We start from the raw sequence: 21,775 nt of genomic DNA, 5'->3' as shown, positions 1-21,775 counted from the left end.
CCCGTGACGCCATGGCGTCGGCCGGCAAGACCCTGGTCGAGCTGTTCGGTCTCGCCCGCGAGCTGAACATCGACGCCGAGGGCATCGACATGGGCCCGTCCCCCACGGACGCCGCCCTGGCCGCCGACCTCGCGCTGCCGATCGAGGAGCTGGAGCTCACCGTCCGCTCCTACAACTGCCTCAAGCGCGAGGGCATCCACTCCGTGGGTGAGCTCGTCGCACGCTCCGAGGCCGACCTCCTGGACATCCGCAACTTCGGTGCGAAGTCCATCGACGAGGTCAAGGCGAAGCTGGCCGGCATGGGCCTGGCCCTGAAGGACAGCCCGCCCGGATTCGACCCGACCGCCGCCGCCGACGCCTTCGGCGCCGACGACGACGCGGACGCGGGTTTCGTGGAGACCGAGCAGTACTGATCCGGTACTGAGCGTGTTCCCCCTCCGGGGGTCTCGCCGAGACCCCCGGATCTCCGACAGGCGACCGCCTGCTCGGATACTGACCCCGGTACCTGACACGGCCGGGGCAGACACACAGGAGAAGAACCATGCCGAAGCCCACCAAGGGTGCCCGTCTGGGCGGCAGCGCCGCGCACGAGAAGCTGCTCCTCGCGAACCTCGCGAAGTCGCTGTTCGAGCACGGCCGTATCACCACCACCGAGGCGAAGGCCCGTCGGCTGCGCCCGTACGCCGAGCGTCTGATCACCAAGGCGAAGAAGGGCGACCTTCACAACCGCCGTCAGGTGCTCCAGGTCATCACGGACAAGGGCGTCGTCCACACGCTCTTCACCGAGATCGGCCCGCGGTACGAGAACCGTCCGGGTGGCTACACGCGCATCACCAAGATCGGTAACCGCCGTGGCGACAACGCGCCCATGGCCGTCATCGAGCTGGTCGAGGCGCTGACGGTGCAGCAGAAGGCCGTGGGTGAGGCCGAGGCCGCCACCAAGCGCGCGGTCAAGGAGGCCGACGAGGCCAAGGCCGCCGAGACCACCGAGGCGCCGGCCGAGGAGGCCGCTGCCGAGGAGTCGAAGGAGGCCTGAGGCTCTGCCTGACGCTGGACAGCGGGTTCGCCCTTCGGGGCGGGCCCGCTTTCGCGTACCGGAGGAGCCGGCGGCCCTGAGAGGATCTGCACGTGAGTGACGAAGTACAGCCCGGCCATGTCCGTATCCGCCTCGACCTGTCCTACGACGGCGCCGGCTTCCACGGCTGGGCCAAGCAGGCCGGCGGCAAGCGGACCGTGCAGGGGGAGATCGAGGACGCGCTGCGCACGGTCACGCGGTCCGGGCAGACCTACGAGCTGACCGTCGCCGGACGCACCGACGCCGGGGTGCACGCCCGCGGCCAGGTGGCGCACGTGGACCTGCCCGAGCAGGTCTGGCGCGAGCACCACGAGAAGCTGCTGAAGCGACTCGCCGGGCGGCTGCCCAAAGACGTGCGCGTGTGGGCGCTCAGGCCCGCGCCGAGCGGATTCAACGCCCGCTTCTCCGCGGTCTGGCGCCGCTACGCCTACCGTGTCACCGACAACCCCGGCGGGGTGGACCCGCTGCTGCGGGGCCATGTGCTGTGGCACGACTGGCCGCTCGACGTGGACGCCATGAACGAGGCCGCCCGGCGGCTGGTCGGCGAGCACGACTTCGCGGCGTACTGCAAGAAGCGCGAGGGCGCGACCACCATCCGTACGCTCCAGGAGCTGAGCCTGGTCCGCGGCGACGACGGGATCATCACCGCGACGGTCCGCGCCGACGCCTTCTGCCACAACATGGTGCGCTCACTGATCGGGGCGCTGCTGTTCGTCGGCGACGGCCACCGTCCGCCCGACTGGCCGGGCAAGGTGCTGGCCGCGGGCGTACGCGACTCCGCCGTGCACGTCGTACGGCCGCACGGGCTGACCCTGGAGGAGGTCGGCTACCCGGCCGACGAACTGCTGGCGGCGCGCAGCCGCGAGGCCCGCAACAAGCGGTCGCTGCCGTCGTCCGGCTGCTGCTGACGCCCCGGGGCTGCGCTCACGTAGTGTCACGGTACGGTTGCGATCCGGCGGGAACTCGGGGCCCATGCGGCTCACCGTCATCGGCACCGGTTATCTGGGTGCCACGCACGCCGCCTGCATGGCGGAGCTGGGACACGAGGTGGTCGGCGTCGACGTCGACGCCGGCAAGATCGCGGCGCTGCGCGCGGGCCGGGCGCCGTTCCACGAGCCGGGGCTGTCCGCACTGCTGGCCCGGCACACGGCGAGCGGACGGCTGCGGTTCACGACCTCCTACGAGGAGGCCGGTGCCTTCGGGCAGGTGCACTTCGTGTGTGTGGGCACCCCGCAGCGCAGGGACTGCGACGGCGCGGACCTGAGCTGTGTGGAGTCGGCGTTCGCGGGGATCGCCCGGCACGCGCGCAAGGGCGCCCTGCTGGTGGGCAAGTCCACCGTGCCGGTCGGCACCGCGACCCGGCTGGCCGGGGAGCACGGCGCCGAGATCGCGTGGAATCCGGAGTTCCTGCGCGAGGGCTTCGCCGTCGAGGACACCCTGCGGCCGGACCGGCTGGTGTTCGGGGTGCGCACCGGGCGCGCGGAGCGGCTGCTGCGCCACGTCTACGCTCCCGTGCTCGCCACCGGGACACCGCTCGTCGTCACCGACTTCGCCACCGCCGAACTGGCCAAGACGGCCGCGAACTCCTTCCTCGCCACCAAGATCTCCTTCGGCAACGCGATGGCCGAGGTCTGCGAGGCCGCGGGCGGTGACGTGCGCAGGCTGGCCGAGGCGCTGGGGTACGACGGCCGGATCGGGCGGGCGTATCTGCGGGCCGGCGTCGGGTTCGGCGGCGGCTGCCTGCCCAAGGACATCCGGGCCTTCGCCCACCGCGCCGCCGAACTGGGCGTGGACCTGGGGTTCCTGCACGCGGTGGACGCGATCAACATGCGGCGCCGGGACCGGACGGTGGCGCTGGCCCGCGAGCTGTGCGGGGGCAGCGTCCTCGGGGCGCGGGTGGCGGTGCTGGGCGCCGCCTTCAAGCCGGACTCGGACGACGTCCGCGACTCGCCCGCACTGAACGTGGCCGCGCGCCTCGGTCTCGACGGCGCCGACGTCACGGTGTACGACCCCGAGGCGCTGGACAACGCGCGCAAGGCGTTCCCGCTGCTCGGCTACGCGCTCTCCGTGCCGGAGGCGCTGCGCGGGGCGGAACTGGTGCTGCTGCTGACCGAGTGGCCGCGGTTCCGGGAGATCGACCCGCGGTGGGCGGCGCGGCTGGTGTCCAGGCCGCGCGTGGTGGACGGCCGGGGCGTCCTCGACCCGGACCGCTGGACGGCGGCGGGCTGGCGGTTCCGTGCGCTGGGGGTGTCCTGACCCGGGGTCCCGGCCGGGGCTGTCGGCCGGGCCCTGGCGGTCCGCGGTGGTGCTTCGGTGTCCTAGCGTTCGGCCGCCGCCGAGGCCTGGGCCACGCCGCGCCCGCGGATCTGCTGGAACGCGAAGGCGGCGAGGTCGTCGCCGGTGCGGAACACCTTGGTGTCCTTGTCCGTCACGTCCTTGCCGCTGGGGAAGCCGGCGAGGGTGAAGTAGGCATAGCGGCCGAAGGAGTTGGTGGTCGAGCGGCAGACCGCGCCGTTGCAGAAGGCCTTGACGCCGCCGCCGGTCAGCGGCTTGACGATGCTCTTCTTGTCGGCCTGGCCCTTGGCCTTGAGGGCCTGGGCCTCGGTGTCGAAGACGGCGACGCCGACGGTGGCCGCGACGCCGTCCTTGGTGTAGGTCGCGCGGATCAGGCGGGTGCAGCCGTTGGCGGTGAGGACCTTGCCGAGTGTGCCCTGGACGGCCGTGGCACAGCTCTTGGTGTCGGCCGTGGGGCCCTTCTTGTACACGTTCTCGCCCATGGTCAGCCGGGCGCCGGGGAAGAGGGTGTTCGCGCCGAGCGGGGCGGTGTCCTTCTGCGCGCTGGATATGAAGTCCTTGGGGTCCAGCGGAGGCGGGGCGCTGGTCGGCGCGAAGGAGGGAGCCGTGGCCGAGCCGCTCGGCAGCGCGGCGGTGGCGGGCAGTTGGGAGGCCGGGTTCCCCGAGGCGTCGTCGTCGCTGTTGGCGGACATCACCGCCATGGCGACGGCCGCGCCCACGCCGACGGTGGCCAGCACGCCACCGCCGACGAACAGCAGTCGCCGCCGTTTGTTGCGTGTCTCGGACGCCTCGGCGAGCGCCGCCCAGTCCGGGGTCTGGCTGTCGCCCCCGCTGTTCCACGACGACTGCTGAGAATGTGGTTTCCAGGGATCCCACTGGGACTGCGAGCCCCCCTGCCCATAACTCATGGGGCGCATCTTAGACGGGTGCCGCGGGGTGCAGACGCCGCCCGCGGCACGCCCCGGGGCAGGTTCGGGGCACGCCGGTACAAAGCGGAGCGCGGGCGCCCGCCGAGCCGGTCCGCGGACCGCCGCGAAGCCGCCCGCGGGCGCGGGCGGCAGGGGGCCGCCGTCAGCCTCGCCCGCGGGTGTCGGACCCCGGGGGCTGCGCGCCGTACAATGGCCGGGGACACGCAGGACCTGCACCGCCGACCTCGTTTTGACCCGGGAATGGCGCCGCAGGTATCCTGCATGTTCGTTGTGTATTGGCTTGGCTCTTCTCACGGACCCGGCCCTTACACCGGTCCACCGGGCCGATGACCAGCGACCAGCACGCGGTTTGCGTCACCGCGGTGCGGTCAGGGCTGTCGTGATCGTCTTCGGTGACCTTGTCAGGACCACTCACTGAAGAAGCGAAGGCTACGAACCGTGCGTACGTACAGCCCCAAGCCCGGCGACATCACGCGCCAGTGGCACGTCATTGACGCCCAGGACGTCGTCCTGGGCCGCCTGGCGTCCACCGCCGCCACCCTTCTGCGGGGCAAGCACAAGCCGATCTACGCGCCGCACGTCGACGCTGGTGACTTCGTCATCATCATCAACGCCGACAAGGTGCACCTCTCCGGCAACAAGCGGACCCAGAAGATGGCGTACCGCCACTCCGGCTACCCGGGTGGTCTGCGCTCCGTCCGTTACGACGAGCTGCTCGACAAGAACCCCGAGAAGGCCATCGAGAAGGCCGTCAAGGGCATGCTCCCCAAGAACTCCCTGGGCCGTCAGATGCTCTCGAAGCTGAAGGTCTACAAGGGTGACCAGCACCCGCACGGCGCCCAGCAGCCGGTGCCGTTCGAGATCACCCAGGTCGCGCAGTAAGTCCGGCCACCCCCTAAGACTGAAGAGAATCTGAGGAGAATCGTGGCCGAGACCACTGCCGAGCAGCCGCTCGAAGAGCTTGACATCGACAGCTACACCACCGAGTCCGAGGTTCCGGTGGAGGGTGAGTACACCTCCGAGTCCCTCGCCTCGCGCTTCGGTGAGCCCCAGCCCGCCGCCGGCCTGGGCCGCCGCAAGAACGCCATTGCCCGCGTCCGGATCGTTCCGGGCTCCGGCAAGTGGAAGATCAACGGTCGCACCCTCGAGGACTACTTCCCGAACAAGGTGCACCAGCAGGAAGTCAACGAGCCCTTCAAGGTGCTGGAGCTCGAGGGCCGTTACGACGTCATCGCCCGCATCGCCGGCGGCGGCGTCTCCGGCCAGGCCGGTGCCCTGCGTCTCGGTGTCGCCCGCGCCCTGAACGAGGCCGACGTCGACAACAACCGCGGCCCGCTCAAGAAGGCCGGCTTCCTCAAGCGCGACGACCGTGCGGTCGAGCGCAAGAAGGCCGGTCTGAAGAAGGCCCGCAAGGCGCCGCAGTACAGCAAGCGCTGATCCCGGCTGCCTGCGGACAGGCCTACTCCGAACGCCCCGGCGGCACGCCACTGTGCCGTCGGGGCGTTCGTATATCGCAGGACTTGGGCGTATAACGGCACAAGGTGCTGACCGGCTGATGTGATCGGATGCCCAGGGCCTTCAGGAAATGACGCTTCATCAGGAGGACAAGTGGGACGACTCTTCGGCACGGACGGCGTGCGTGGCGTCGCCAACGCGGACCTGACCGCCGAGATGGCGCTCGGCCTCTCCGTCGCCGCGGCACACGTGCTGGCCGAGGCGGGCACCTTCGCGGGCCACCGTCCCAAGGCCGTGGTCGGCCGGGACCCGCGCGCCTCCGGGGAGTTCCTGGAGGCCGCCGTGGTCGCCGGGCTGGCGAGCGCGGGCGTGGACGTGCTGCGCGTCGGCGTGCTGCCGACACCCGCCGTGGCGTATCTGACCGGCGCGCTCGGCGCCGACCTCGGCGTGATGCTCTCGGCCAGCCACAACGCCATGCCCGACAACGGCATCAAGTTCTTCGCCCGCGGCGGCCACAAGCTCGCCGACGAGCTGGAGGACCGGATCGAGAAGGTCTACGAGGAGCACCGCACCGGGGCGCCCTGGGACCGTCCGACCGGCTCGGGCGTGGGCCGCGTACGCGACTACGACGAGGGCTTCGACCAGTACGTCTCCCACCTCCTCGGCGTTCTGCCCAACCGGCTCGACGGGCTGAGGATCGTGCTGGACGAGGCGCACGGCGCTGCCTGCCGGGTCTCCCCGGAGGCCTTCGCCCGGGCCGGAGCCGAGGTCGTCACCATCGGCGCGGAGCCCGACGGCCTGAACATCAACGACGGCTGCGGCTCCACGCACCTGGACCGGCTCAAGGCCGCCGTCGTCGAGCACGGCGCCCAGCTGGGCATCGCGCACGACGGCGACGCCGACCGCTGCCTGGCCGTGGACCACACCGGCGAGGAGGTCGACGGCGACCAGATCCTGGCCGTGCTCGCGCTGGCGATGCGGGAGCGTTCCGCACTGCGCTCCGACACCGTCGTCGCGACCGTAATGTCCAACCTGGGCTTCAAGCTGGCCATGGAGCGCGAGGGCATCCACCTCGTGCAGACCGCCGTCGGCGACCGCTACGTCCTGGAGGAGATGAAGGACAAGGACTTCGCCCTGGGCGGCGAGCAGTCCGGCCACGTCATCATCCTCGACCACGCCACCACCGGCGACGGCACGCTGACCGGCCTGCTGCTGGCGGCCCGCGTCGCCGAGACCGGCCGTACGCTGCGCGACCTGGCCGCGGTCATGGAGCGGCTGCCCCAGATCCTGATCAACGTCCCCGACGTGGACAAGTCCCGGGTGAAGACCTCCGCGGACCTGGCCGCCGCGGTCACCGAGGCCGAGCGCGAGCTGGGCGAGACCGGCCGCGTGCTGCTGCGTCCCTCGGGCACCGAGCCGCTGGTCCGCGTCATGGTCGAGGCCGCCGACATCGACCAGGCCCGCTCGGTGGCCGGCCGGCTGGCCGACGCGGTGAAGTCGGCGCTCGGCTAGACGAGTTGCGAGGCGCGGCCGGCGCGCTCACGCCGCTTGGCCCAGAACCACTTCTGGGCGAGCAGCGTGAGCGCGCCGGCCAGCACGATGCCGAGCAGGTTCAGCAGCAGTTGTTCGGTGGAACCCCAGGTCTGCCGGGTGTCGCCGTAGGCGAGCGCCACGGCCGCGTTCGCGGCGGCCGGGACGGTGGTCACCGAGATGGCGACGCCGACCAGGACACCGGACTTGGCGGAGGTCAGCGAGAGCGTGCCGGCGGTTCCGGCGAGGACCGCCACGACGAAGGAGAACGCGTCGGGGGCGTAGACGAAGCCGGTGCTGGGCCGCGGGGCCTCCAGCTTGCTCTCGCTGAACAGCCCGACGGTGTCCATGAAGACGCTGAACCCCACCGTCACCGCCATCGCCAGCGCGAAGCCCGCCAGCAGCGCGGTCAGCGACCGCAGCGCCGGCCGTGGGGCCCATCGCACCAGTGCGGTGCTCAGACCGGCCAGCGGCCCGAACTCCGGGCCGACGGCCATGGCACCCACGATCAGGATCGCGTTGTCCAGCAGCACACCGCAGGCCGCGATCATGGTGGCGAGCGTGATGAACGCCAGATAGGTGACCGACAGCGTCGACTCCTCCTGCGTCTCGTCCGCCAGGTGCTCCCACAGCACCGCGTCCGCGCCCTCGCCCGGCGCCTCCTCCTCGGCCTTCTCGGCCCGCTCGGACAGCGACAGTTCGATGCTCTCCACGGCGATCGAACCGGTCCGGTCGATCCCCAGCTGCCGCAGTCCGGCGAGCAGTTCGTCACCCGCCTCGCGTGCGATGTCGCACATCACCACGTCACCGGCCGGGTTGCGGGCCGCACCCGGCAGCACGACGAGGTGTGCGGCGCCCACCGTCTTCTCGATCAGCCGCACGGCGTCGTCGGTGCGCTCGGCGGGCGTGATCAGTCGCAGATGCAGCATGACGGAAGCGTAGAGGTCACAACTTGCGCAGGCTCAGCCGCTGCACCTTGTGGTCCGGGCCCTTGCGCAGCACCAGCGTGGCGCGGCCCCGGGTGGGTGCGATGTTCTCCACCAGGTTGGGCTTGTTGATCGTCCGCCACATGGTGCGGGCATAGTCGAGCGCCTCGTCCTCCGACACCTGGGTGTACCTGCGGAAGTACGAGGACGGGTCCTGGAAGGCGGTCCCGCGCAGCTTGCGGAACCGGTTGAGGTACCACTGCTCGATGTCCTCGGTGCGGGCGTCGACGTACACGCTGAAGTCGAAGTAGTCGGCGAGACCGACCCTGGTGCGGCCGTCCGTGCCGGGCAGCGCGGGCTGAAGCACGTTCAGGCCCTCGACGATGAGAATGTCCGGCCGGCGGACGGTGAGCTTCTCGTCGGGGACGATGTCGTAGATCAGGTGGGAGTAGACGGGGGCCGTCACCTCCCCCTTCCCGGCCTTGATGTCGGCGACGAACCGGGTCAGCGCCCGGCGGTCGTACGACTCCGGGAACCCCTTGCGGGACATCAGGCCGCGCGCCTGGAGTTCGCGGGTGGGCAGCAGGAAACCGTCGGTGGTGACCAGTTCGACCCGGGGGTGCTCGGGCCAGCGGGAGAGCAGCGCCTGGAGCAGGCGCGCGACGGTCGACTTCCCGACGGCCACCGACCCGGCCACCCCGATGACGAAGGGGGTGCCGGACTGGGAGCCCTGCTCGCCGAGGAAGGTGTTCAGCGCGCCGCGCAGCCCGTCCGTGGCACCGACGTAGAGGTTGAGCAGCCGGGACAGCGGCAGGTAGATGTCGCGCACCTCGTCGAGGTCGATGACGTCACCGAGGCCGCGCAGCCGCTCGACCTCCTCGGCGGTGAGCGGCAGCGGCGTCTTGTCGCGCAGCGCGCTCCACTCGGCTCGGGTGAGGTCGACGTAGGGAGTCGCCTCCGGCCGGGACCGGTGGGCGCTCCGGGGCATCGAGGGGACCGGAGAGATCACAGTCCATTGTTAACGGAGTCGGGGCGGGGTGGGGGGTGGGGTGTGTCACGCCCGCCCCCGCATGACCCGCAGCTCGGTCAGCCGAGCGTCTTCAGGGTCGTCCAGCCGCTCTCCCCGACGAGGTACCTCGTGCCGTGGGCGGTACGGCCGCCCGGGTAGAGGTAGAGCACACCGTCACTGGCGGCCGCCCAGAAGTCGGGGATGCCGTCGCCGGTCGCGTCGGGTGTTCCCAGGAGCAGCGGCATGCCGGCGCTCGACCAGCCGCCGGTTCCGTAGACGGTGTCGGAGCCGGTGGCGGAGTTGGCCGCGATCGCAAGCGAGGTGAGGCTGACGCCACCGGAACCGGACGCGATACCCGTGCGTAGGAGCAGTTGGCCGGAGGCGTCGTTGCGGTAGACGAGGTCCGCCACGCCGTCACCGCTGATGTCGCCCACCGTGACGATGTCACGTGCGGCCCACGGGGCGGATGTGAGCCGGACGGCCTGGTCGAAGGCGCCGCCGGTGTACCCCGGCTCGCGCATGGCCTACGACGGCGGCGCCTTCGGCGACGCCCCCATCGGCGGCCTGGCCACCACCACCTGGGACGTCAGCGGCAGCGGCGGCGGCTGGACGCAGAGCGCCGCCCTCACCTACGACTCCTACGGCCGCACCAAGACCACGACCGACGCGGCGGGCAACAAGGACACCACCACCTACGACCCGTCCACCGGCCAGGTCCACTCGATCACGACCACCAACGCGCTCGGCCACCAGGAGGTCTCCACGGTCGAGCCCGGCCGTGGCACCACGCTCGCCGAGACCGACGCCAACGGCCGCGTGACCAAGTACGCCTACGACGCGCTGGGCCGTACCACGGCGGGTTGGAAGCCGTCCCAGTCGACGTCGGACAAGCCATCGGTGAAGTTCGCGTACAACACCACTGTCGGCGAGCCGGTGTCCGTGGTCACCTCCGCGCTCAAGGACAACGGCACGTACGAGGACTCGGTCGTCTTCTACGACGGTCTCGGCCGTGAGCGGCAGACCCAGGAGCCCGCCGTCGGCAAGGGCCGCCTGATCACTGATGTCCACTACAGCGCCAACGGCACCATCGAGCGGACCGACAACGCCTACTACGCATTGGGCGATCCGCAGACGGTGATGTTCGAGGTCGCCTCCGACTTCAACATCCCCAACTCCACCCTGTACGCGTACGACGGCCTGGGCCGCGAGCTCTCCGAGACCCCGTACGAGGCGGGCACCGTCAGGCCCGAGAAGTCCACACGCTACGAGTACGGCTACGACTACTCCACGGTCATCGAGCCGGAGGGCGGCGCCTCACAGCGTTCCTTCAGCGACGCCCTCGGCCGTACGACCCGTGTCGACACGTTCACCGACAAGCTGCGCTCCGCGTACCGCGCCACGCGCTATGAGTTCGACGCGCGCGGCGACCAGGTCAAAGCGACGGACACCAAGGGCAACAGCTGGTCCTGGACGTACGACGCGCGGGGCCGCCAGCTGACGGCGAGTGACCCGGACACGGGTAGGACATCCACCACGTACGACGCCCTCGACCGCCCGGTGACCGCCACCGACGCGCGGGGTGTGACCGTCTGGAGCGGCTACGACGCTCTGTCGCGCCCGACCGAGCAGCGGCTGAACTCCTCCACCGGCGCCCTGCTGACGAAGAACACCTACGACGAGCTGATCGGCGGTGCCGGTCTGCCCTCGACGTCGACGCGTTACACCGACGGCCTGCCGTACACCGCGAAGATCATCGGCTACAACGACGACTACCAGCCCACGGGCAAGCAGATCACGCTGCCGCCGCTGATCGCGCAGAAGTACGGCCTGGCGGAGATGTACACGTACTCCTACGAGTACACCGACGGCGGCCTGCTGAAGTCGGTCACCGTCCCGAAGGCGGGCTCGCTGGACGCCGAGAAGGTCATCACCCGCTACAACGAGGACGACCTGCCTGTCTCCACCTCCGGCCTGGACTGGTACACGGCGGAGACCACCTACAGCCCCTACGGCGAGGTCCTGCGCACGGTCAGCGGCGAGCACCCGGGCCGGGTGCGGACGACGAACCTGTTCGACGAGCGCACGGGCGCCCTCACCCAGTCCATCGTCGACCGCGAGTCGATCACCGACACGACGACTGTCTCCGGCCACCGCGTCAACTCCCGCACGTACGGTTACGACAACGCCGGCAACGTCACCAAGATCGAGGACACTGTCGACTCGATCACGGACCGGCAGTGCTACGCCTACGACGTGATCGGCCAGCTCACCCGCGCCTGGACGACGCACGACCCGGCCTGCGCCACCAACACGGACGGCACGCCGACCACGGTGACGATCGGCCAGCGTGGCGACGGCTACCACAAGTCGTACGAATACGACGACCTGGGCAACCGCAAGAAGCTCGTCGAGCACCACATGGAGCTGGTGGACGGCAAGACGGTCCTGGACCCGTCCAAGGACGCCACAACCACCTACACGTACGGCAAGGCGGACGGCACCCAGCCGCACACTCTGACCGGCATGTCGCACACGTACACAGGCGACTCCGGCCAGCAGATCACCGAGGCGTCGACGCTGACGTACGACCAGACGGGCAACGCCAAGACCCGGACCACCGGAGGCGACGAGCAGGCCCTCTCCTGGACCTGGGACGGGCAGGTCGAGAAGATCACCGGCTTCGGTGAGGAGGGCCAGGGCGCGTTCGTGAACACGCCCACGGGCAAGTGCGTGGACGCTCAGTCCGGTTCGTCGGTGGTCGGCACTCCGGTGCAGATCTACGACTGTAACGGCACCAAGGCGCAGAAGTACCGCATCGACTCCACCGACCCGGCCAACCCGTCCACCGGCGCGCTGAAGAGCCTCGGCAAGTGCGTGATGCCGTCGGGCGGTGGCACGGCCGACGGTACGGCGGTGGTCCTGGCGGATTGCACGGGTGCGGCCAACCAGAAGTGGACGGCGACCGCGACCGGCACGCTCAAGCACGCCGCGTCGGGCAAGTGCCTGACCGACCCGGGCGGCGACTCCACCAACGGCAAGGACCTCCAGCTCTCCACCTGCAACAACTCCGACTCCCAGGTGTGGGCCCCGGCGAAGGAGACGACGTACGTCTACGGCCCCGACGGCGAACGCCTGATGGCGCTCAGCGCGTCGGAGAACGATCTGTACCTGGACGATGCGACGGTGGCGACGACGGCGAACGGCACGCCGTCCTACACCGAGCGCTACTACTCCCAGCCGGGCGCGCCGACAGTGATGCGGCACGCGCAGAACGCCGGCAAGTCGACCCTGCACGTCCAGATCACCGACCAGAACGGCACGGCGTACGCGGACGTGTCGCTGGCGGCCGGGAACGAGGTCCAGTTCTCGCGCACGGACCCGTTCGGTGTGCGGCGCACCCAGTCGGACGAGTGGCGCTCGCACCACGGCTACGTCGGTGGCGACGACGACACGGCCGGCGGCCTGGTTCACCTGGGCGCGCGGGAGTACGACCCGTCCACGGGCCGCTTCATCTCCCCGGACCCGGTGCTGGACCTGGCGGACCCGGTCCAGATGAACGGCTACGTCTACTGCGAGAACAACCCGGTGACGTACTCCGACCCGACGGGACTGTCCTCGGGGTACGAGCCGCAGGACTTCGGGGGGCCCTCGAACTCTGAGATCGCGTGGGCGAACAAGCAGGTGCACACGTCGATGACGGACATCATCCTGTCCTACGGCTTGGAACTGTTGAAGATGGGCATCGGCCTCGACGACATGCAGGGCTGCTTCTCGCGTGGCGACCTGTGGTCCTGCGGCAGTCTCTTCCTGTCGTTCCTTCCTGTCGGCAAGATTTTCACGCAGGGCGGAAAGGTGCTGCGGCTTGCGGGCAAGGTCGCCGGCGCCATCAACGCCTGGCGCAAGGCCCAGGCAAAGGCCCGCAAACTGATCGAGATGGCAAAGAAGGCCGCCGCGATGGCCGCCAAGGCCAAGGCCGCAGCGGAGGCCGCGGCGAAGAAGGCAGCCCAACTGGCCAAGAAGAAGGCCAAGGAGGCGGCGACCAGAGCAGCGAAGGCGGCCGCCAAAAAGACGGGCAATGCCGTCCAGAAAGCCAAGAAGGCGGCGGCCAAGGCGCGCGAGACGGTCAAGACGGGATACCAGAAGGCCCGAAGCAAGCTCGGCAAGGGCAAGTGCAACAGCTTCGTCCCCGGAACCCTGGTCCTGATGGCTGACGGCACCACCAAGCCCATCGAGGACGTGAGGAACGGCGACAAGGTCGTCGCGACCGACCCCGAGACCGGTGAGACGGCCGTCGAGACGGTCACCGCCGAGATCAAGGGCGAGGGCGTCAAGCACCTGGTCAAGGTCATCATCGACACCGACGGCGACAAGGGCACCAAGACGGCCACGGTCACCGCGACCGACGGCCACCCCATCTGGATCCAGTCCCTGCACGCCTGGGTCAAGGCCACCGACCTCAGATCGGGCGAATGGCTCCGCACCAGCGCCGGCACCTACGTCCAGATCACGGCGATCGAACGGTGGGCGGCCCAGAAGGCCACCGTCCGCAACCTCACCGTCAGCGATCTGCACACGTACTATGTGCTGGCGGGCCCGGCGCCAGTCCTCGTCCACAATTGCGACACCCCTGACTATGGGGAATTGGATGAGCACGGGCGAGCGACTGGGGTCGAAGCTTTGCTCACCAAGGACAATATTGGCGGGAAAACCAATCCAGCTGTCGACCCTGCGGGATGGGAATCCGGTCAAGGATACAATCGGGCGCACCTCCTTGCAGCGATGCTGGGAGGCTCGAACAAGGATCCGCGAAACTTCGTGACTATGCATTCCTATGCAAACTCGCCAGTAATGCGTGGGTTCGAACTCCAGGTTCGTAATGCAGTCCGAGATGGAGAAGATGTCTTGTACAGAGCGACACCCATATATTCGGGAAGTGACCCGCTACCCCTTGGTGTAACATTGTCTGCGCGAGGGAACCGTGGATTTGCGTTGGACGTATCGATTGTCAATCGAAAGCGGTGATCGATTTGACGGTATCACAACTGGCGCAATGGGCAGGCGTCCTCTATCCAGTGAGCAGATTCGAGGTGGATTGGGAGGGCGTGGTCGAACAGGTTGGGTCCCGGCTACCCTCCGACTACCGTGAGCTGATCGAGAATTTCGGCGGAGGTAGTTTCGATCGCCATATCTGGATTTATGCCCCTCGGTGTGATGGTCGGCCCTATGATTTGGTGACTGGAGTGGCCGAGCGTGAAGGTGCGCTGCGGATTTTGTGGGATGCCGGTGAGGACGTACCTTCATGGCTCGATGCGCATCGTGACAGGCTTATTGTCTGGGCGGCTACCGGGGATGGGGAGTATATCTACTGGTGGGCCGCTCATGAGGAAGAAGATGCCGACAAGTGGCCCATTGCCGTTCAGGATCTTGACGGGGACTGGGAAGTCTTTGACATGTCGTGCAGTGAATTTCTGACCGCGTGGGTGCGAGGGCAACTCCAAACAGAGCTGATCTCTACGACCTTTGCCAACTTTGGGAATTCTTTCACGCGATACGACGGGTTGGCCCTGTCGTAGGGGTGGCATGTGAGAATCTGCTTGCACCTCATCCAGCGTCGAACATGGTGTCCGACGGGGCGAACCAGGCCGATGCGCGCTACGCAGGAAACTATTTGTGTTCGTCGAGAGTGTTGACAGTGAGGGCGACCCTTCATCGAAGGGTCGACGCTGACCGTTTGGTTCCGGGACGCCGCAGGTATCGTGCAGAACCTCCCGCTGTCAGAGCGGGCTCGACGCCCTGACAGTGAGAGTGACTGATTATGATTCTGAGTGTTTCTTTCAGGGGTGAGTGGCATCACGCCGAAACCGAGGAAGAGAGAACACGAATCATTGACGAGGTGATGTCCGGTCTGCGCGGGGAAGAGGAAAGCGAGAGTCGCTATTTCCCCGGGGAGGACGCCTGGTTCTGCCTCGCCGACGGGCCGTGCGGCGACGAGGGCGCGGTGCCAGCGAGTAATGTGCGTGTCGCAGTGAATCGGCGAACGGGTTACGGGGCTCTCGTCTGGTTCGCCGACCAGAGGTTCCCTCGTGCCGGAGGCGTATGGGACTCCGTCTGGGTGTCCGACAATTCCGAAGTCCCGGACGTCGACCCACGTGTCGTGTCCGATCCGGGTTATCCGTTGTTTCACGATCCGGCCAGCACTCTTCCGATCGCTCGGGTTCGGGCTGCGGTGGAGGAATTCGTTCGGATCGACACGGGCGAGCGGCCCGAGTGCGTCGGCTGGGTTTCCGGCGGCGTGAATGGACAGCGCGATGACCGGCCGCCCATGGTGGACTTTGTGGAAGACCCGGACATCGACTGGGGCAGCCTTTTGTAGGTTCAGGCACCCTGAGTACGCAGAAAGCCCCGCTGGATTTCGTTCCAGCGGGAGCTTCTGGGGGTGTTTGACGGCAACGTCAGCGGACGAGGGCGGCGCAGGGTGGCCGAGTGGGTTCTTGATTTCGATGAGTTCCCTCGTGCGGCATGCGGGGGGCGGGAGCAGGTGGGTCAAGGGCGGCGTGGGGCGTAGGGCTGTCAAGCCTGTGATCCGTTCACGCTGGGTGACCAGGAGGGTGGGGTGCTCGCGGGGCGGTGGTGGGAGGTGGGCTCTTTCGGCACCGGACGATCTCAGCCCCGTGCGTGACACGACAGGTGAGAACGCCGCGTGGAACCAGCCGGCCGACCTCTGGTTCCTCGCTGGGACCTACGGCGGTCGTGTGGTGCGGCGCTGTGCTGTGCCCTCGGATCGGCGCCGCTTTTTCCCGTGCTGAACGTGCAGCACGCCAGGTTCCACTCGAAGGTTCCTCTGTCCTTGACGGTTGCCCAGGCCACGGCATCGCTCAACGGTGTTCCTCTGTCCTTGCAGGAGTTCTCGGCACCGTTTCGGATAGGGCTGACCCGCCGGCTCGCCTGGGGTGTCTGGGGTGGCGTGATGCCGCTGGCGCCCGGCCAGTACGTACTGGAGATCAAGGCCGAGTCCACGAGCGGCTTCTGGGTCGACACGACGTACCACTTGGAAGCGAAGGCGTTCTGAGGGGCAGCGCCGGTCGAGCGCCTGCGGGCACTCGGCCGGGGGCGTGCAGCGATGCTCGCGGGCACCTGACGACCCCACACATCACGTCGGAATCACGGTCAAGTACCGGATGGTGACCGGAGATCATCTGTGTCACCGCTGTGCGTAAAGTGTGCGCAAAGTGTTGCGGAGATATTCCGCAGTCTGAAGAGAAAGAGCCTCCTTTCGTGAGAACCACCGTGGTGCGTCGGATGGCCCTCGTTGCGTCCGCCGCCGCTCTCGCCCTGTTCGCCACTGCCTGTGGCGGTTCCTCCGATGACGGGGACAAGGGGGCCAGCAGCGCGACCGCGCAGGCCGACAAGACGGCCTCCGCCGCGCCCGCTGTTGCCAAGCCGCTGACCGCCGCCGAGCTGGAGAAGGCCGCGCTCACGCAGGCGGACGTCAAGAGCGGGAAGGTCGTCGAGAAGGTGCCGGCGGCGGACAACGTCGTTCAGGAGAAGGTGACGACGGACAAGGCGGCCTGCGCACCGCTCGCCTACCTCCAGGCCGGTTCCTACGTCGGCAAGCCGGCGGCCACGGTGAAGCGGGAGTGGAGGGGCGACCCGAAGAAGCCCGCCGCGGGTGCCACCGACGAGGAGAAGTTCCTCGCCGGCATGGACGCGCCGCAGGTTCTTGTGACGCTGGCCTCCTACGAGAACGGTGGCGCCGAGCAGGCGATGAAGGACCTGAACACGGCGGCCACGTCCTGCGCCGGCGGCTTCACCTTCACCGTGGGCGGCGAGAAGAACGAGAACCTGAAGGTGGAGAAGACCACCGCGCCGCAGGGTGGCGACGAGGCGCTGGCCGTGACCACGATGGGGCAGATCGACAAGGACCTCACGGCCCCCGTGAAGGGTGTCGTCGTCCGCAAGGGTGCCACCCTCGCCTACTTCCCCGCACTCAACCTCGGCGCGGCCGCCGCCGGCAAGGACTTCGTCTTTCCCACCGAGATCGTCGATGCGCAGCTCGCCAAGCTGAAGTGATGTGACATCGGCCGTGATTCCCGCCGGGGCGTTCGTACCCCGGTGGGAATTTCCGATTTCGGGCATGAAGAGGCGGGTTTCGGCGGCTGACGGGCCGTAGGCTGCGGCGCATGTGCGGAATCGTGGGATACGTGGGGTCGCAGTCGGCGCTCGAGGTCGTGATGGCCGGGCTGAAGCGGCTGGAGTACCGGGGTTACGACTCGGCCGGTGTCGCCGTGCTCGCGGACGGCGGGCTGGCGGCGGCGAAGCGGGCCGGGAAGCTGGTCAACCTGGAGAAGGAGCTGGTCGAACGGCCGCTGCCGAGCGGGTCGACCGGCATCGGGCACACCCGGTGGGCCACCCACGGGGCTCCGACGGACGTGAACGCCCATCCGCATCTCGACAACGCCGGTCGCGTCGCCGTCGTCCACAACGGGATCATCGAGAACTTCGCGGCCCTGCGGGCGGAGCTCCAGGAGCGCGGGCACGAGCTGTCCTCCGAGACCGACACCGAGGTCGTCGCCCATCTGCTCGCCGAGGAGTTCTCCGCGACCGCCGACCTCGCCGAGGCCATGCGGCTGGTGTGCCGACGGCTGGAGGGCGCGTTCACCCTGGTCGCGGTGCACGCCGACGCGCCCGACGTGGTCGTCGGCGCCCGCCGCAACTCGCCGCTGGTGGTGGGGGTCGGGGAAGGCGAGGCCTTCCTCGCCTCGGACGTCGCCGCGTTCATCGCGCACACCCGCTCCGCGATCGAGCTGGGGCAGGACCAGGTGGTGGAGCTGCGCCGGGACGGGGTCACCGTCACCGGGTTCGACGGGCAGCCCGCCGAGGTCCGCTCCTACAACGTCGACTGGGACGCCGCGGCCGCCGAGAAGGGCGGCTACGACTACTTCATGCTCAAGGAGATCGCCGAGCAGCCCAAGGCGGTCGCCGACACGCTGCTGGGCCGTATCGACGGGGCCGGGAACCTGACGCTGGACGAGGTGCGCATCTCCGCCTCCGAACTGCGCGAGATGGACAAGGTCGTCATCGTCGCCTGCGGTACGGCCTTCCACGCCGGCCTGATCGCCAAGTACGCCATCGAGCACTGGACCCGGATCCCCTGCGAGGTGGAGCTGGCCAGCGAGTTCCGCTACCGGGACCCGATCCTGGACGCGCAGACGCTGGTGATCGCCATTTCCCAGTCGGGCGAGACGATGGACACCCTGATGGCGCTGCGCCACGCCCGCGAGCAGGGATCGAAGGTGCTGGCCATCTGCAACACCAACGGTTCGACGATCCCGCGCGAGTCGGACGCGGTGCTGTACACGCACGCGGGCCCGGAGGTCGCGGTCGCCTCCACCAAGGCGTTCCTGACCCAGTTGGTGGCGTGCTACCTGGTGGCGCTGTACCTGGGTCAGGTGCGGGGCACCAAGTGGGGCGACGAGATCCGGGCCGTGATCCGCGACCTGTCGCAGATCGGCGGGGCGGTCGAGCGGGTCCTGGAGACGATGGAGCCGGTGCGGGAACTGGCCCGCTCCCTCGCCGGCAAGAACACGGTGCTGTTCCTGGGCCGGCACGTCGGGTATCCGGTCGCTCTCGAAGGCGCCCTGAAGCTCAAGGAGTTGGCGTACATGCACGCCGAGGGCTTCGCGGCGGGCGAGCTGAAGCACGGGCCGATCGCCCTCATCGACCAGGATCTGCCGGTGGTCGTGGTGGTGCCGTCGCCGCGTGGCCGGTCCGTGCTGCACGACAAGATCGTCTCCAACATCCAGGAGATCCGCGCCCGTGGCGCCCGCACGATCGTGATCGCGGAGGAGGGTGACGAGGCCGTCGTCCCGTACGCGGACCATCTGATCCGCATCCCGGTGACCCCGACCCTCCTTCAGCCCCTCGTCGCCACGGTGCCCTTGCAGGTGTTCGCCTGCGAACTGGCCACGGCCCGCGGCAACGAGGTCGACCAGCCCCGCAACCTGGCGAAGTCGGTCACGGTGGAGTGAGCGCCGGGGCGGCCGGAGGGGTCATACCCGGTCCAGCGGACGGTGCGGCCCCGCCGGCAGTTCCGCCTCGATCGCGTCACCGGGGCGCACCACGCCGCCCTCCCGGACGATGCTCATGATCCCGGCCTTGCGCACGAGGTTCCCGTCCGCGTCGCGGCCGACGACCTGCTTCAGCAGCCCGTCCTGGAAGCGGTCGATCTGCACGCAGGGGTTGCGCAGGCCGGTCACCTCCAGCACCGCTTCGGCGCCGATGCGCAGCAGGGTGCCGACGGGCAGGCCGAGCAGGTCGATGCCGCGGGTGGTGATGTTCTCGCCCAGCCGGCCGGGGGCCACCTGGAATCCGGCTCCCGCGACCTCGGCGAAGAGCTCCTCGTGGATGAGGTGGACCTGGCGCAGGTTCGGCTGGGTGGGGTCCTGCACGACCCGCGAGCGGTGCTTGACCGTCACACCGGCGTGGACGTCCCCCTCGACACCGAGGCCGGCGAGCAGCGTGATGCTGTCCCGGTTCGGCTTGGTGAACGAGTACTCGGCGTTGCTGCTGACCGCGGTCACTGTCGCGCCCATGACTTCGCATCCCCCTCTTCAGCCGGAGCCACCTCTCGGCAGCCTACGACGCGACCGTAGGGTGCTCGGCATGAGCATCATCGGGGTCGGCATCGATGTCGCCGAGATCGACCGGTTCGCGGAGTCGCTGGAGCGGACGCCCAACCTGGCCAAGCGACTGTTCGTGGCGGACGAGTTGCTGCTGCCGAACGGCGAGCGCCGGGGCATGGCCTCGCTGGCCGCGCGGTTCGCCGCGAAGGAGGCGCTGGCCAAGGCCCTCGGCGCGCCGGCCGGGCTGCTGTGGACGGACGCGGAGGTCTACGTCGAGGACAGCGGACGCCCGCGGCTGCGGGTGAAGGGCTCGGTCGCGGCCCGCGCGGCGGAACTCGGGGTGCGTGCATGGCACCTCTCGCTCAGCCATGACGCGGGTGTCGCCTCGGCGATGGTGATCGCCGAGGGGTGACGGGCTTCCGGTTCCCGTGCGATGTCGGGCCTACGCGGGGCAGACTCGGTCACATGCGTACCGCGTACAGCGTCGAGACGGTCAGGACAGCCGAGCGTGCGCTCATGGCGCGGCTCCCGGACGGCGCCCTCATGCAGCGTGCCGCCGCCGGACTCGCCGCCGCCTCGGCGGACCTGCTCGCAGGCGTCTACGGCCGCCGGGTGGTCCTCCTCGTCGGCAGCGGCGACAACGGGGGTGACGCCCTGTACGCCGGGGCCCGGCTGGCCCGCCGCGGCGCCGGGGTCGCCGCCGTGCTGCTCGCCCCCGACCGCACCCACCCGGGAGGCCTCTCGGCGCTGCGCCGCGCGGGCGGCACGGTCGCCCGGCCGGACGCGGCCGACCGGCTGATCGACCGGGCCGACCTGGTGATCGACGGGATCGTCGGCATCGGCGGCAAGGGCGGCCTGCGTCCCGACGCCGCACCGCTGGCCGAGCGCGCGGCGCGCTCCGGCGCCGTCGTCGTCGCCGTGGACCTGCCCAGCGGGGTGGAGGCGGACAGCGGTGAGGTCCGGGGAGCCGCGGTCCGTGCCGACCTGACCGTCACCTTCGGCACCCACAAGCCGGGACTGCTGGTCGACCCGGCCCGCGAGCACGCCGGCACGGTCCGTCTCGTCGACATCGGCCTGGGCCCCGAACTGCCCGCCGAGCCGGAACTGGAGGCCCTCCAGCACGCGGACGTGGCCGCCCTGCTGCCCCGGCCGTCCGCCGAGAGCGACAAGTACCGCCGGGGCGTCGTCGGCATCGCGGCCGGCTCGGCCCGCTACCCCGGTGCCGCCGTGCTCGCGGTGTCGGGCGCGCTGCGCGGCGGCGCGGGGGCCGTGCGGTACGTCGGGCCCGCCGGGCCCGCGGTGATCGCCCGCTTTCCCGAGACCCTGGTGTCCGACCAGGGGCCGCACAAGGCCGGGCGGGTGCAGGCCTGGGTGGTGGGGCCGGGCGCGGGGGACGACGTGGCGACCGTCTCGGAGGTGCTGGACGCGGCCGTCCCGGTCCTGCTGGACGCGGACGGCCTGCGCCTGGCGGACCGGGAGGCCGTACGGGCCCGTACCGCGCCGACCCTGATGACCCCGCACGCGGGCGAGGCCGCCGCGCTGCTCGGTGTGGCGCGGGAGGAGGTGGAGGGGGCCCGGCTGGCCGCCGCCCGGGAACTCGCCGCCCGCTACAGCGCGACCGTCCTGCTCAAGGGTTCGACCACGCTGGTCGTCGACCCGGGCGGCGGTCCGGTACGGGTCAACCCGACCGGCACCCCGTGGCTGGCCACGGCCGGCAGCGGCGACGTCCTGTCCGGGCTCGGCGGGTCCCTGCTCGCGGCCGGCCTGTCCGCCCGCGACGCGGGCAGTGTGGCGGCCTACCTGCACGGCCTGGCCGGCCGTCTGGCCGCGAAGGGCGCGCCGATCGGCGCCCACGACGTGTCCGACACCCTGCCTCGGGCCTGGCGCGACGTGCGGCGGACACGCCCGGCGGCAGGGCGGCGGTAGCGGCGGGG

The 21,775-nt window shown here is 69.7% G+C and carries 20 protein-coding genes; 15 read left to right on the top strand and 5 right to left on the bottom strand.

Going from position 1 to position 21,775, the window contains the following annotated elements; genetic code table 11:
- The 4 genes from ACWDUZ_RS31870 to ACWDUZ_RS31855 all read left to right on the top strand — a co-directional run.
- Positions 1-413: DNA-directed RNA polymerase subunit alpha C-terminal domain-containing protein (locus tag ACWDUZ_RS31870; RefSeq protein ID WP_282573325.1), on the top strand; the 413-nt coding region annotated here is incomplete at its 5' end.
- Positions 414-541: 128 nt separating this feature from the next.
- Positions 542-1,036, top strand: coding sequence for a 50S ribosomal protein L17 (gene rplQ, locus ACWDUZ_RS31865; RefSeq protein WP_389828140.1), 495 nt, complete (start codon positions 542-544; stop codon positions 1,034-1,036).
- A gap of 92 nt (positions 1,037-1,128) precedes the next feature.
- On the top strand, positions 1,129-1,983 hold the full coding sequence (truA, locus tag ACWDUZ_RS31860) for a tRNA pseudouridine(38-40) synthase TruA (RefSeq protein ID WP_451635272.1): 855 nt from the start codon (positions 1,129-1,131) through the stop codon (positions 1,981-1,983).
- Between the two features lie 64 nt (positions 1,984-2,047).
- The gene (locus ACWDUZ_RS31855; protein ID WP_451635271.1) at positions 2,048-3,331 is read left to right on the top strand and encodes a UDP-glucose dehydrogenase family protein; all 1,284 of its coding nucleotides are present in this window, start codon (positions 2,048-2,050) and stop codon (positions 3,329-3,331) included.
- A 62-nt stretch (positions 3,332-3,393) separates the two neighbouring features.
- On the opposite strand, the gene ACWDUZ_RS31850 is transcribed toward ACWDUZ_RS31855, so the two are convergent.
- The gene (locus ACWDUZ_RS31850; RefSeq protein ID WP_451635270.1) at positions 3,394-4,278 is read right to left on the bottom strand and encodes a hypothetical protein; all 885 of its coding nucleotides are present in this window, start codon (positions 4,276-4,278) and stop codon (positions 3,394-3,396) included.
- A gap of 459 nt (positions 4,279-4,737) precedes the next feature.
- Between ACWDUZ_RS31850 and rplM the strand changes: the two genes are divergently transcribed.
- The 3 genes from rplM (at position 4,738) to glmM (ending at position 7,266) form a co-directional block, all read left to right on the top strand.
- Positions 4,738-5,181 carry a 50S ribosomal protein L13 gene (gene rplM / locus ACWDUZ_RS31845; RefSeq protein WP_030173943.1) on the top strand — a complete coding sequence of 148 codons (444 nt, stop codon included), beginning with the start codon at positions 4,738-4,740 and terminating at the stop codon, positions 5,179-5,181.
- Positions 5,182-5,223: 42 nt separating this feature from the next.
- Positions 5,224-5,736, top strand: a complete 513-nt coding sequence (gene rpsI / locus ACWDUZ_RS31840; RefSeq protein ID WP_093905249.1) for a 30S ribosomal protein S9 — start codon at positions 5,224-5,226, stop codon at positions 5,734-5,736.
- Between the two features lie 171 nt (positions 5,737-5,907).
- The gene (gene glmM, locus ACWDUZ_RS31835) at positions 5,908-7,266 is read left to right on the top strand and encodes a phosphoglucosamine mutase (RefSeq protein ID WP_451635269.1); all 1,359 of its coding nucleotides are present in this window, start codon (positions 5,908-5,910) and stop codon (positions 7,264-7,266) included.
- On the opposite strand, the gene ACWDUZ_RS31830 is transcribed toward glmM, so the two are convergent.
- From ACWDUZ_RS31830 to ACWDUZ_RS31820, 3 genes are all read right to left on the bottom strand, one after another.
- A complete protein-coding gene (locus ACWDUZ_RS31830) occupies positions 7,263-8,213 on the bottom strand; it encodes a DUF389 domain-containing protein (RefSeq protein WP_451635268.1) in 951 nt (316 codons plus the stop codon). The genes glmM and ACWDUZ_RS31830 overlap by 4 nt on opposite strands.
- Before the next feature lie 16 nt (positions 8,214-8,229).
- A complete protein-coding gene (gene coaA, locus ACWDUZ_RS31825) occupies positions 8,230-9,198 on the bottom strand; it encodes a type I pantothenate kinase (protein WP_451635275.1) in 969 nt (322 codons plus the stop codon).
- 98 nt (positions 9,199-9,296) lie between these two features.
- Entirely contained in the window at positions 9,297-9,740 is a 444-nt protein-coding gene (locus ACWDUZ_RS31820) for a hypothetical protein (protein ID WP_451635267.1), read from the bottom strand.
- On the opposite strand from ACWDUZ_RS31820, the gene ACWDUZ_RS31815 reads away from it, so the two are divergent.
- From ACWDUZ_RS31815 to glmS, 6 genes are all read left to right on the top strand, one after another.
- Positions 9,721-14,241, top strand: coding sequence for a ricin-type beta-trefoil lectin domain protein (locus ACWDUZ_RS31815; protein WP_451635266.1), 4,521 nt, complete (start codon positions 9,721-9,723; stop codon positions 14,239-14,241). The genes ACWDUZ_RS31820 and ACWDUZ_RS31815 overlap by 20 nt on opposite strands.
- The gene (locus ACWDUZ_RS31810) at positions 14,238-14,792 is read left to right on the top strand and encodes an SMI1/KNR4 family protein (RefSeq protein WP_451635265.1); all 555 of its coding nucleotides are present in this window, start codon (positions 14,238-14,240) and stop codon (positions 14,790-14,792) included. The genes ACWDUZ_RS31815 and ACWDUZ_RS31810 overlap by 4 nt, the downstream gene beginning before the upstream one ends.
- A gap of 242 nt (positions 14,793-15,034) precedes the next feature.
- Positions 15,035-15,592, top strand: coding sequence for an Imm1 family immunity protein (locus ACWDUZ_RS31805; protein ID WP_451635264.1), 558 nt, complete (start codon positions 15,035-15,037; stop codon positions 15,590-15,592).
- A 474-nt stretch (positions 15,593-16,066) separates the two neighbouring features.
- Complete coding sequence (locus ACWDUZ_RS31800) at positions 16,067-16,288, top strand: hypothetical protein (RefSeq protein ID WP_451635263.1); 222 nt, start codon at positions 16,067-16,069, stop codon at positions 16,286-16,288.
- 206 nt (positions 16,289-16,494) lie between these two features.
- On the top strand, positions 16,495-17,289 hold the full coding sequence (locus ACWDUZ_RS31795; protein WP_451635262.1) for a hypothetical protein: 795 nt from the start codon (positions 16,495-16,497) through the stop codon (positions 17,287-17,289).
- Between the two features lie 110 nt (positions 17,290-17,399).
- Positions 17,400-19,247 (top strand): glutamine--fructose-6-phosphate transaminase (isomerizing), encoded by a 1,848-nt coding sequence (glmS, locus tag ACWDUZ_RS31790; protein WP_451635261.1) that lies wholly within the window; start codon positions 17,400-17,402, stop codon positions 19,245-19,247.
- Positions 19,248-19,268: 21 nt separating this feature from the next.
- Here the strand turns inward: glmS and ACWDUZ_RS31785 are convergent, their stop codons facing one another.
- Positions 19,269-19,811: an MOSC domain-containing protein gene (locus ACWDUZ_RS31785; RefSeq protein WP_451635260.1), complete on the bottom strand. Its 543-nt coding sequence runs from the start codon at positions 19,809-19,811 to the stop codon at positions 19,269-19,271.
- A gap of 70 nt (positions 19,812-19,881) precedes the next feature.
- Here ACWDUZ_RS31785 and ACWDUZ_RS31780 point away from each other — a divergent pair, with 70 nt between their 5' ends.
- Both ACWDUZ_RS31780 and ACWDUZ_RS31775 read left to right on the top strand, forming a co-directional pair.
- Positions 19,882-20,253, top strand: a complete 372-nt coding sequence (locus tag ACWDUZ_RS31780; protein WP_451635259.1) for a holo-ACP synthase — start codon at positions 19,882-19,884, stop codon at positions 20,251-20,253.
- A gap of 53 nt (positions 20,254-20,306) precedes the next feature.
- The gene (locus tag ACWDUZ_RS31775; protein WP_451635258.1) at positions 20,307-21,767 is read left to right on the top strand and encodes an NAD(P)H-hydrate dehydratase; all 1,461 of its coding nucleotides are present in this window, start codon (positions 20,307-20,309) and stop codon (positions 21,765-21,767) included.
- Positions 21,768-21,775: the final 8 nt, after the last annotated feature.

The sequence above is a fragment of the Streptomyces sp. NPDC003393 genome, assembly GCF_053589015.1.
Note: the sequence above shows the minus strand (reverse complement) of the source record. Positions and strands in the feature narration are given on the sequence as shown.

Excerpts from the sequence above, each read along its gene's own strand:
- ACWDUZ_RS31785 (WP_451635260.1), bottom strand. The coding sequence starts at position 19,811 with ATGGGCGCGACAGTGACCGCGGTCAGCAGCAACGCCGAGTACTCGTTC.
- ACWDUZ_RS31805 (WP_451635264.1), top strand. The coding sequence starts at position 15,035 with ATGATTCTGAGTGTTTCTTTCAGGGGTGAGTGGCATCACGCCGAAACC.
- ACWDUZ_RS31775 (WP_451635258.1), top strand. The coding sequence starts at position 20,307 with ATGCGTACCGCGTACAGCGTCGAGACGGTCAGGACAGCCGAGCGTGCG.
- coaA (WP_451635275.1), bottom strand. The coding sequence starts at position 9,198 with ATGCCCCGGAGCGCCCACCGGTCCCGGCCGGAGGCGACTCCCTACGTC.
- ACWDUZ_RS31820 (WP_451635267.1), bottom strand. The coding sequence starts at position 9,740 with ATGCGCGAGCCGGGGTACACCGGCGGCGCCTTCGACCAGGCCGTCCGG.
- rplQ (WP_389828140.1), top strand. The coding sequence starts at position 542 with ATGCCGAAGCCCACCAAGGGTGCCCGTCTGGGCGGCAGCGCCGCGCAC.
- ACWDUZ_RS31780 (WP_451635259.1), top strand. The coding sequence starts at position 19,882 with ATGAGCATCATCGGGGTCGGCATCGATGTCGCCGAGATCGACCGGTTC.
- glmS (WP_451635261.1), top strand. The coding sequence starts at position 17,400 with ATGTGCGGAATCGTGGGATACGTGGGGTCGCAGTCGGCGCTCGAGGTC.
- ACWDUZ_RS31850 (WP_451635270.1), bottom strand. The coding sequence starts at position 4,278 with ATGAGTTATGGGCAGGGGGGCTCGCAGTCCCAGTGGGATCCCTGGAAA.
- ACWDUZ_RS31830 (WP_451635268.1), bottom strand. The coding sequence starts at position 8,213 with ATGCTGCATCTGCGACTGATCACGCCCGCCGAGCGCACCGACGACGCC.
- ACWDUZ_RS31855 (WP_451635271.1), top strand. The coding sequence starts at position 2,048 with ATGCGGCTCACCGTCATCGGCACCGGTTATCTGGGTGCCACGCACGCC.